The organism is Dechloromonas sp. ZS-1 (assembly GCF_039649255.1).
In the GTDB taxonomy this organism is placed as follows: Bacteria; Pseudomonadota; Gammaproteobacteria; order Burkholderiales; family Rhodocyclaceae; genus Azonexus.
Window position 1 is genome coordinate 117,020 of record NZ_JBDIYD010000009.1, and the last position, 8,581, is coordinate 125,600.

Consider the following 8,581-nt stretch of genomic DNA (forward strand, 5'->3'; position numbering starts at 1 on the left):
CGGATTGAATTCAGTGTATCGGCGAGCAGGGGACGCTGTTCCCTGCAACAGGTAAAATACCGGCTTTTCGTGCCCCGCATTTCGAGGGGACGATCACTGGACGATTTGCATGCTGAGAATTACCGAACTGAAACTGCCCCTTGACCATGCCGAAGATGCCCTGCTGGCGGCCATTTGCACCCGATTGGGCGTGATGCCCGATGCGGTGCGGTCGTTCAGTATCTTCCGGCGCGGCTACGATGCGCGCAAGAAAAGTTCGATCATGCTGATCTACACGCTGGACATCGATCTCGCCAATGAAGCAGCGGTCCTGGCCCGCTTCGCGGAGGATCGTCATGTCCTGCCCACGCCGGACACGAGCTACAAATTTGTCGGTCAGGCACCGGCCGACCTGAAACAGCGGCCGGTCGTCATCGGCATGGGGCCCTGCGGTTTCATGGCGGCGTTGATCCTGGCCCAGATGGGTTTCCGCCCGATCGTGCTCGAACGCGGCAAGATCGTGCGCGAACGCACCAAGGACACCTGGGATCTCTGGCGGCGTAACAACCTGCATCCGGAATCCAATGTTCAGTTTGGCGAAGGCGGCGCCGGCACCTTCTCTGACGGGAAGCTCTACAGCCAGATCAAGGACCCGCAATTCCATGGCCGCAAGGTCCTGGAAGAATTCGTCAAGGCAGGCGCACCGGAGGAAATCCTCTATGTCAGCAAACCGCACGTCGGGACCTTCCGTCTGGTCAAGATGGTGGAAAACATCCGCCAGACCATCACCGATCTCGGCGGTGAAATTCGCTTCGAAAGCAAGGTCGACCGTCTGATTCGTGAAAACGGCAAGGTCGTCGGCCTGGAACTCGCCAATGGCGAGCGAATCGACACCGAACATGTCGTTCTTGCCGTCGGGCACAGCGCTCGCGATACCTTCGAGATGCTGCATGCAGAGGGGGTTTACATGGAAGCAAAACCCTTCTCGATCGGTTTCCGTGCCGAGCACCCGCAAACCCTGATCGATGCAGCGCGTTTCGGTCCCAATGCCGGCAACCCGATCCTCGGGGCGGCCGACTACAAACTGGTGCATCACTGCAAGAACGGGCGGGCCGCTTACAGCTTCTGCATGTGCCCGGGCGGCCAGGTGGTCGCTGCCACCTCCGAGCCAGGGCGTGTTGTCACCAATGGCATGAGCCAGTATTCCCGGGCCGAGCGCAACGCCAATGCGGCGCTGGTCGTGGAGGTTCATCCGGAAGACTTTCCCGGCGACTACAAGACGAATCCGCTGGTCGGCATCGCGTTTCAGCGTCAATGGGAATCAGCCGCCTTTGTCGCCGGCGGCGGCACCTACGAGGCACCAGCGCAGAAAATCGGGGACTTCCTGGCGGGACGCCCTTCCAAGTCGCTGGGTAGCGTTGAACCCTCCTACCAGCCCGGGGTGCATTTGACCGACCTCAGCCAATGCGTGCCGCCTTTCGTCATTGAAGCGCTACGCGAGGCCATTCCGGCTTTCGACAAGCAGATTCGGGGATTCGCCATGGCCGATGCCGTGCTGACGGGCGTCGAGACACGTACCTCCTCCCCCGTGCGCATCAAGCGCGGGCCGGATTTCCAGAGCGTGAATACGCGCGGGCTCTTCCCGGCGGGTGAAGGTGCTGGCTACGCGGGCGGCATCCTCTCGGCCGGGGTGGATGGCATCAAGGTGGCCGAAGCGCTTGCCCGGGATATCCTGGCGCGCAGCTGAAACAGTGCTTCTTATTTTTAACATTTCTGGGCGAATTATTCGTTGACCTGCCGCCCCTGAATCGCTAATTTGACATTATCCGAATTTCATGAGGATGGCGTCATGGCTGACAAGGTCTACCGGCAGGAAAGCAAAGAGTTTCAGATGAAGATCATTTGGCCCGTCGCCAGCGACGGCGCCAAGCTTGAGCCGGGCAAGACGGATCAGGCGATCTTCGAGCGCGTGCGCGCCACCCTGGTTGACGTCATTACCCAACTGGCCGGCAGAAAGACGCCTCACTTCGAATTTGACGACCAGCCCTGGCGGCGCGAGGGCATTCGCTACGACACGGCCCCCAAGGGGGTACCGGGCATCCTGAAGCAGAACAACCTGACCCTGGCCGTTGAAGCCACGGACACGATGACCAAGCTCAAATGCAAGGCACATCATTTTGTTCCGGAACTGCTGTACGACACGCCCAAGACCTCGGCCAGTTATCCGGATATCAAGGCCGCAGCGCGCTACAAGCATCACGACGCCAAATTCAAGCTGGAAGAGGATCTGCACTTCAGTAACCTGAAATACTGTGCTTCCGGTTCGGTCTTTGTCAAAGGTCGTCAGGTCGAGGCCGAACGGCTGGCATTTTTCAGCCAGTACTTTCCTGCACTCGAAAATTTGCTCCCCGCCGAAACCCGCTTGCATCCGGTTTCCCACTGGGATGAGGCCGTTTTCGACCAATTCACTACCCGTTGGGGAAAGAACAGCATCACTTCATGGATGCTGGTCAATCGCTGGCAATGGGACACGAACACCCTGCTGGAGTCCGAACTGTCGTTCAAGGTCGATAAGGAAATGGGTACCCCCTGGGACCTGGACACCCTGCATGTCGCGTCGACGCTGTATCTCGCCTTGAAGAAAACCGGCATTTTCATGGCTGCACCGCCGATTTTCTTTTATGACAATCCGGTTTCATCGGTCGATATCCGGATCGTCTGATCATGCCAGGATGGCGCGCCCTGTTGCTCGGCATCACCCTGCTGGCCGGTTTGGCACAGGCAGAGGGCGAACGCATTCTGCGGTTCGGCAGTTACGCAACGGAGCGTCCGACGGAAGAACTGCGCAAGATGGAACCCTTCCGCCAGGCCATCGAGCAGAATCTGCGTGCAAAAGGGCTGCCGGTCAAAATCGATGTGCGTATTTTTCCGACCTATGAAGAGGGCATCAAGGCGCTCCGGCAGGGCGACATTGATTTTTCCCGACTGGGCCCGGCCAGCTACGTGCTGGCCCGCCAGCAAGCGCCCAATCTCACCTTGATGGCCATCGAGGCCCACGAGGGTGACAAGCTTTTTTCCGGCGTCATCGTCGTCCGCCAGGACTCCCCCATCAAGGCGCTGGCCGACCTGAAGGGACGGCGCATGGCATTCGGCGACCCGAATTCGACCACCGGCCGCTATCTGGCCCAGGCAACGCTGCTCAAGGCAGGCATTCAAGCCAAGGATCTGGCGAGTTTCAGTTACCTCGGCAGGCATGACAAAGTGGTTTATGCCGTTTCGAACGGGCTATTCGACGCGGGCGCGTGCAATGAACGCACTTTTCAAAAATACGCCGATGCGCGCAGTCTGCGCGTCCTGGCCAGTTTTCCAAGCCCAACCCAGGCCTGGGTTGCCCGGGCGGGGCTCGATCTACCCATGCTCAAGGCCTTGCAAACCACGTTACTGGGGCTGCAAGGCAGCGCCCTCGACTACGTAGACCGGAACGGCCTGCTGCCCGCCAACGACGCGGATTACGACAGCCTGCGCCAAGCCATGAAGCACGCGAAGGGATTCGGAGAATGACATGACCCTGGCCTGGAAGATGTTCCTGCATGTGGTGCTGATCCTGGCCGTCATTCTGGGGGGCACCGGCTGGCTCTCCATCATCAAGGAGCGAGAGTCGCTTCAAGCCATGCAGGTCAAACAGGCCAATCTGCTCGCCACCTCGTTTGCAACCTTTTCGGTCGAGGCCCTGCTCTCGCAGGACTATCCGGCGCTGGATCAGTCCGTGCAAACCATTCTGGAGCACAGTGGCGATTACATCATCCACCTGAGCATCAATCAGGAAGGACGAACCCTGGTCTCCTACGGCGAACCGGGTGACGCGACGATCTATAGCGCCCCCGTGGTACTTGATACCAATGGGCAACGCACCATCATTGGCCAGGTTCATCTGGCCCTTTCGAATACAGACGGTGAGGCACTGATGTCCGCGCGCAAGCGCGACATGATTGTGGCTTCCATCGTGCTTTTTCTGGTGTTGGCGATCTCTCTTCATTCTTTGATGCATCGCCTTGTCCTGCACCGGATTGAACGGCTGATCCGGGAAACGGAAGGCATTCTTGCCGAATGCGCCCCCGAGCGCGCCGACATCACACAGGCAGCCCGCCAGGGGCGAGGCGACGAGTTGTTCCGTTTGCATCAGCGCTACCGGGCTTTGCTCCAAGGCATCGAGTCGCGGGAAATGGCGCGTAACCAGGCCCTGGCGGCCGCGCAATCGTCGCGCGCCCTGCTCGATGGCGTGGCCAACGCCCTGCCCGCTGCACTGATCGTGCTCGATGCCGAACTGCGGATTCGTTACATGAATCCCTCGGCACACAAGATGGCGGAGCCCTGCGCCCCGCCAGTGGAATGCGATCTGCTGACACGTTTTCCCATTCTGGCCGCGCGTTTCAGCGACATCGAGCCGGCCCTGCGTCAAGCGCGCACCCTGGAATTGCACCGAATCAGCACGTCGACCGTCGGACAGCGCCGGATTGTCAACGTGGCGGTGTATCCGCTGGATCGCACCCAGGAAAGCGGTGCCGTCATCCGGATCGATGACGTGACCGAGCGCACCCGCTTTGAGGAAGCCATGATCCAGTCGGAAAAGCTCTCGTCGATTGGCGGCCTGGCGGCGGGGGTTGCCCATGAAATCAATAATCCGCTCGGCGTCATGGTGCAGGCGGCACAAAACATCGAGCGCCGTTTGTCGCCTTCGCTGGAAGCCAATCAACGGGTGGCTACCGAACTCGAGGTCAATCTTGAGAAGATTCACGCTTACCTCGAAAAGCGCAGCATCCTGACCTTTCTCGAGGACATCAAGAACGATGGCGCGCGGGCTGCCCGGATCGTGCGCAATCTCCTCGAATTCAGCAGGAAGAGCGAACCGCTGTTCGAGCTGACCGCATTGCCCGACTTGATCGAGCGCGCCATCGAACTGGCGCGCAAGGATTACGATCTGAAGAAGGATTACGACTTCCGCCGCATCGACATCCGGACCGAATACGCCGCCGACCTTCCGCCCGTCCGCCTGATTCGCAGCGAAGTCGAACAGGTGTTGCTCAACCTGCTGCGTAATGCCGCGCAGGCCATGAGCGACCGGAGCGAACACGACACCCTCCCAAGCATCCTGATTCAGGCGCTGGTTCAAGAGGAGCATGCCATCGTCCGTATTGCCGACAACGGCCCCGGCTTCTCCGAGGAAGCGCGGCGGCGTGCATTTGAACCCTTTTTCACGACCAAGGCACCCGGTATCGGCACCGGCCTGGGCCTGTGGGTCTCCTACATGATCATTGCCGACAAGCACCAGGGCGAAATGACGCTGGATTCGCAACCCGGCCATGGCGCAACCTTCACACTGAGGTTTCCATTATGAGTGCCGCCCGCCGCGTGATCGTGATTGACGATCATCACAGCCTGCGCCGGAATCTGGTCGCCCTGCTTCAGGATGAAGGTTTTGTGGTCTTCGATGCCGCCGACGGCGAATCGGCGCTCGCCCTGCTCGCCGATCAGGGTTGTGATGTGGCCATTGTCGACATCCGCTTGCCGGGCATGAGTGGCTATGAGCTCTTGCCTTGCCTGCACGCGCGTTACCCGGAGATGACCCTGCTCATTCATACCGGCTCGGTCGACTTCCTGCTGACGCCGGAATTGAGTGCCCTCGGCATCGCCGAAGACGACATCTTTTTCAAACCCATTGCCGATACCAAGCAGTTCGTCCGGCGCATTCAGCGCGCGGGAGATTCCTCATGAGCCCCGATCCGATCCGCCTCCTGACCATCGACGACGACGAGCGCCTGCGGCGCAGCCTGGCTGCCTATTTCGAAGATGCCGGCATGGATGTTTACGAAGCCGGCGATGGCGAATCCGGCCTGCTGGTGTTCGAGGCAGCACAGCCGGACATCGTGCTGGTCGACCTCAACATGCCGGGAATGAATGGTCTGGAGGTCGTGGCCGAACTCGCCCGGCGCAGTCCGGGTACGCCAGCCATCGTGGTTTCCGGCACGGCAGATCTGAACGATGCCGTCGAGGCGGTCCATCGCGGCGTGTGGGACTTCGTGACCAAACCCATCGTCAGCTTTCCGGCGCTGGAAAATACGGTCAAGCAATGCCTGGAGCGGGCCCGGCTGAAGGAAGAAAACGAACAGTACCGCCTGCACCTCGAAGAGCTGGTCATGCAGCGTACGCGCGAACTGGAGCGCACCCGCCTGCAGATCATCCAGCGCCTGGGGCGGGCAGCGGAATATCGGGACAACGAAACCGGCATGCACGTCATCCGGATGAGCCATTTTTCCCGCCTGCTGGCGCTCAAGTCCGGCATGAGCGAAGCCGATGCGGAGGTCCTGATGCTGGCCGCGCCGATGCACGACGTCGGCAAGATCGGCATTCCCGACCACATCCTGCTCAAACCCGGCAAGCTGACGCCGGAAGAGTGGGAAATCATGAAGGGGTCGCCTCAGAAAACGGAAAATAAAGCACGCTAAGCCGGTTGCAACGGTCGTAGCGGCCTGAACTTGCCCGCGCCGATCTTGGCGCTGCTGCGCCAGAGGTAATCGCCGGTCAGGTTGATGTGTTCCCAGCCGAGCGGCGACAGGTATTGCAATAGCGCGTCATCGACAGCATGCCCGTTGCCACGCAACGCATGTGCTGCGCGCTCCAGATAGACCGTGTTCCACAACACGACGGCCGCCGTCACCAGGTTGAGGCCGCTGGCCCGGTAGCGCTGCTGCTCGAAGCTGCGGTCGCGGATTTCGCCCAGACGGTTGAAGAATACGGCGCGGGCCAGCGCGTTGCGCGCTTCGCCCTTGTTCAGTCCAGCGTGGACGCGGCGGCGCAGCTCCACGCTTTGCAACCAGTCCAGGATGAACAGCGTGCGTTCGATGCGCCCCAGCTCGCGCAGGGCGATGGCTAAGCCGTTCTGGCGCGGATAGCTGCCGAGTTTCCGAAGCATCAGCGAGGCTGTCACCGTGCCCTGCTTGATCGAGGTCGCCAGCCGCAGAATTTCATCCCAGTGGGCACGAATAGCCTTGATGTTCAGCCTGTCGCTGCTAATCATCGGTTTGAGCGCGTCATAGGCGGTATCCCCCTTGGGGATGAACAGCTTGGTGTCGCCCAGGTCACGGATGCGCGGCGCAAAGCGGAAGCCCAGGAGATGCATCAGGGCAAAGACGTGATCGGTGAAGCCTGCCGTGTCGGTGTAGTGTTCCTCGATGCGCAGGTCGGACTCGTGGTACAGCAGGCCGTCAAGTACATAGGTCGAGTCGCGCACGCCGACATTGACCACCTTGGTGTGGAACGGCGCGTACTGGTCGGATATATGGGTGTAGAAGGTTCGCCCAGGGCTGCTGCCATATTTCGGGTTGATGTGACCGGTACTCTCGGCCTTGCTCCCGGTTCGGAAGTTCTGGCCGTCCGACGATGACGTGGTGCCGTCGCCCCAGTGTTCGGCGAAGGGATGCCGGAATTGGGCGTTCACCAACTCGGCCAGCGCTGTCGAATAGGTTTCGTCGCGGGTATGCCAGGCTTGTAGCCAGGCGAGCTTGGCGTAGGTCGTGCCGGGGCAGGACTCGGCCATCTTGGTCAGGCCCAGGTTGATCGCGTCGGCCAGGATGGTGGTCAACAGCAGATTTTTGTCCTTGGCCAGATCGCCCGATTTCAGGTGCGTGAAGTGGCGGGTGAAGCCCGTCCACTCATCGACTTCGAGCAGCAGTTCGGTGATCTTGACGTGTGGCAGGATCATGGCTGTCTGGTCGATCAGCGCCTGCGCGGTGTCGGGTACCGCCGCATCCAGCGGCGTGATCTTCAGGCCCGACTCGGTGATGATCGCATTCGGCAGGTCGTTGGCCGCTGCCATGCGGTTGACCGTGGCAAGCTGCGCTTCAAGCAGCGTCAGGCGGTCGTGCAGGTACTGGTCGCAGTCGGTGGCCACGGCCAGCGGCAATGCGCTGGACTGCTTGAGGCTGGCGAACTTCGCGGGCGGCACCAGGTAGTCCTCGAAGTCCTTGAACTGGCGCGATCCCTGCACCCAGATGTCGCCCGAGCGCAGCGAGTTCTTCAGCTCGGACAGCGCGCACAGCTCGTAGTAGCGCCGGTCGATACCCGCGTCAGTCATCACCAGCTTCTGCCAGCGCGGCTTGATGAAGTCGGTCGGGGCATCGGCAGGCACTTTGCGGGCGTTGTCGGTGTTCATGCCACGCAGTACCTCGATGGCATCGAGCACGTTCTTGGCGGCGGGTGCGGCCCGCAGCTTGAGCACGGCAAGGAATTCCGGCGCGTAGCGGCGCAAGGTGGCGTAACTTTCGCCGATGCGGTGCAGGAAATCGAAGTCATCGGGCTGAGCGAGCTTCTGCGCCTCGGTGACGCTTTCGGCGAAGGCATCCCAGGACATGACGGCCTCGATGGCGGCGAACGGATCGCGGCCAGCTTGCTTGGCCTCGATCAGCGCCTGGCCGATGCGCCCGAACAGCCGCACCTTGGCGTTGATCGCCTTGCCGGATGCCTGAAACGGCTCTGTTGCAAAGATTGGCGGCAGTCAGAGGTAGGCTGTCGCTCTGCGCCGATCAGGCGGCTGCTGCGAAATGGT

6 protein-coding genes and 1 pseudogene are annotated in these 8,581 nt (G+C 60.9%); 6 read left to right on the forward strand and 1 reads right to left on the reverse strand.

What is annotated here, in order from left to right; translation table 11 throughout:
• The first annotated feature begins 109 nt into the window (after positions 1 to 109).
• The 6 genes from AACO21_RS12420 to AACO21_RS12445 all read left to right on the forward strand — a co-directional run bounded on the left by AACO21_RS12420 (position 110) and on the right by AACO21_RS12445 (position 6,482).
• The gene (locus AACO21_RS12420) at positions 110 to 1,726 is read left to right on the forward strand and encodes an NAD(P)/FAD-dependent oxidoreductase (protein WP_346192839.1); all 1,617 of its coding nucleotides are present in this window, start codon (positions 110 to 112) and stop codon (positions 1,724 to 1,726) included.
• Between the two features lie 102 nt (positions 1,727 to 1,828).
• A complete protein-coding gene (locus tag AACO21_RS12425; RefSeq protein WP_346192840.1) occupies positions 1,829 to 2,701 on the forward strand; it encodes a hypothetical protein in 873 nt (290 codons plus the stop codon).
• Between the two features lie 2 nt (positions 2,702 to 2,703).
• Positions 2,704 to 3,540, forward strand: a complete 837-nt coding sequence (gene phnD / locus AACO21_RS12430) for a phosphate/phosphite/phosphonate ABC transporter substrate-binding protein (protein ID WP_346192841.1) — start codon at positions 2,704 to 2,706, stop codon at positions 3,538 to 3,540.
• Between the two features lies 1 nt (position 3,541).
• Positions 3,542 to 5,374, forward strand: coding sequence for an ATP-binding protein (locus AACO21_RS12435; RefSeq protein WP_346192842.1), 1,833 nt, complete (start codon positions 3,542 to 3,544; stop codon positions 5,372 to 5,374).
• On the forward strand, positions 5,371 to 5,751 hold the full coding sequence (locus AACO21_RS12440; RefSeq protein WP_346192843.1) for a response regulator: 381 nt from the start codon (positions 5,371 to 5,373) through the stop codon (positions 5,749 to 5,751). The genes AACO21_RS12435 and AACO21_RS12440 overlap by 4 nt, the downstream gene beginning before the upstream one ends.
• Positions 5,748 to 6,482, forward strand: a complete 735-nt coding sequence (locus AACO21_RS12445) for a response regulator (protein WP_346192844.1) — start codon at positions 5,748 to 5,750, stop codon at positions 6,480 to 6,482. The genes AACO21_RS12440 and AACO21_RS12445 overlap by 4 nt, the downstream gene beginning before the upstream one ends.
• Here AACO21_RS12445 and AACO21_RS12450 read toward each other — a convergent pair.
• A pseudogene (locus AACO21_RS12450) lies at positions 6,479 to 8,581 on the reverse strand (Tn3 family transposase); the annotation flags it as partial. The gene AACO21_RS12445 and the pseudogene AACO21_RS12450 overlap by 4 nt on opposite strands.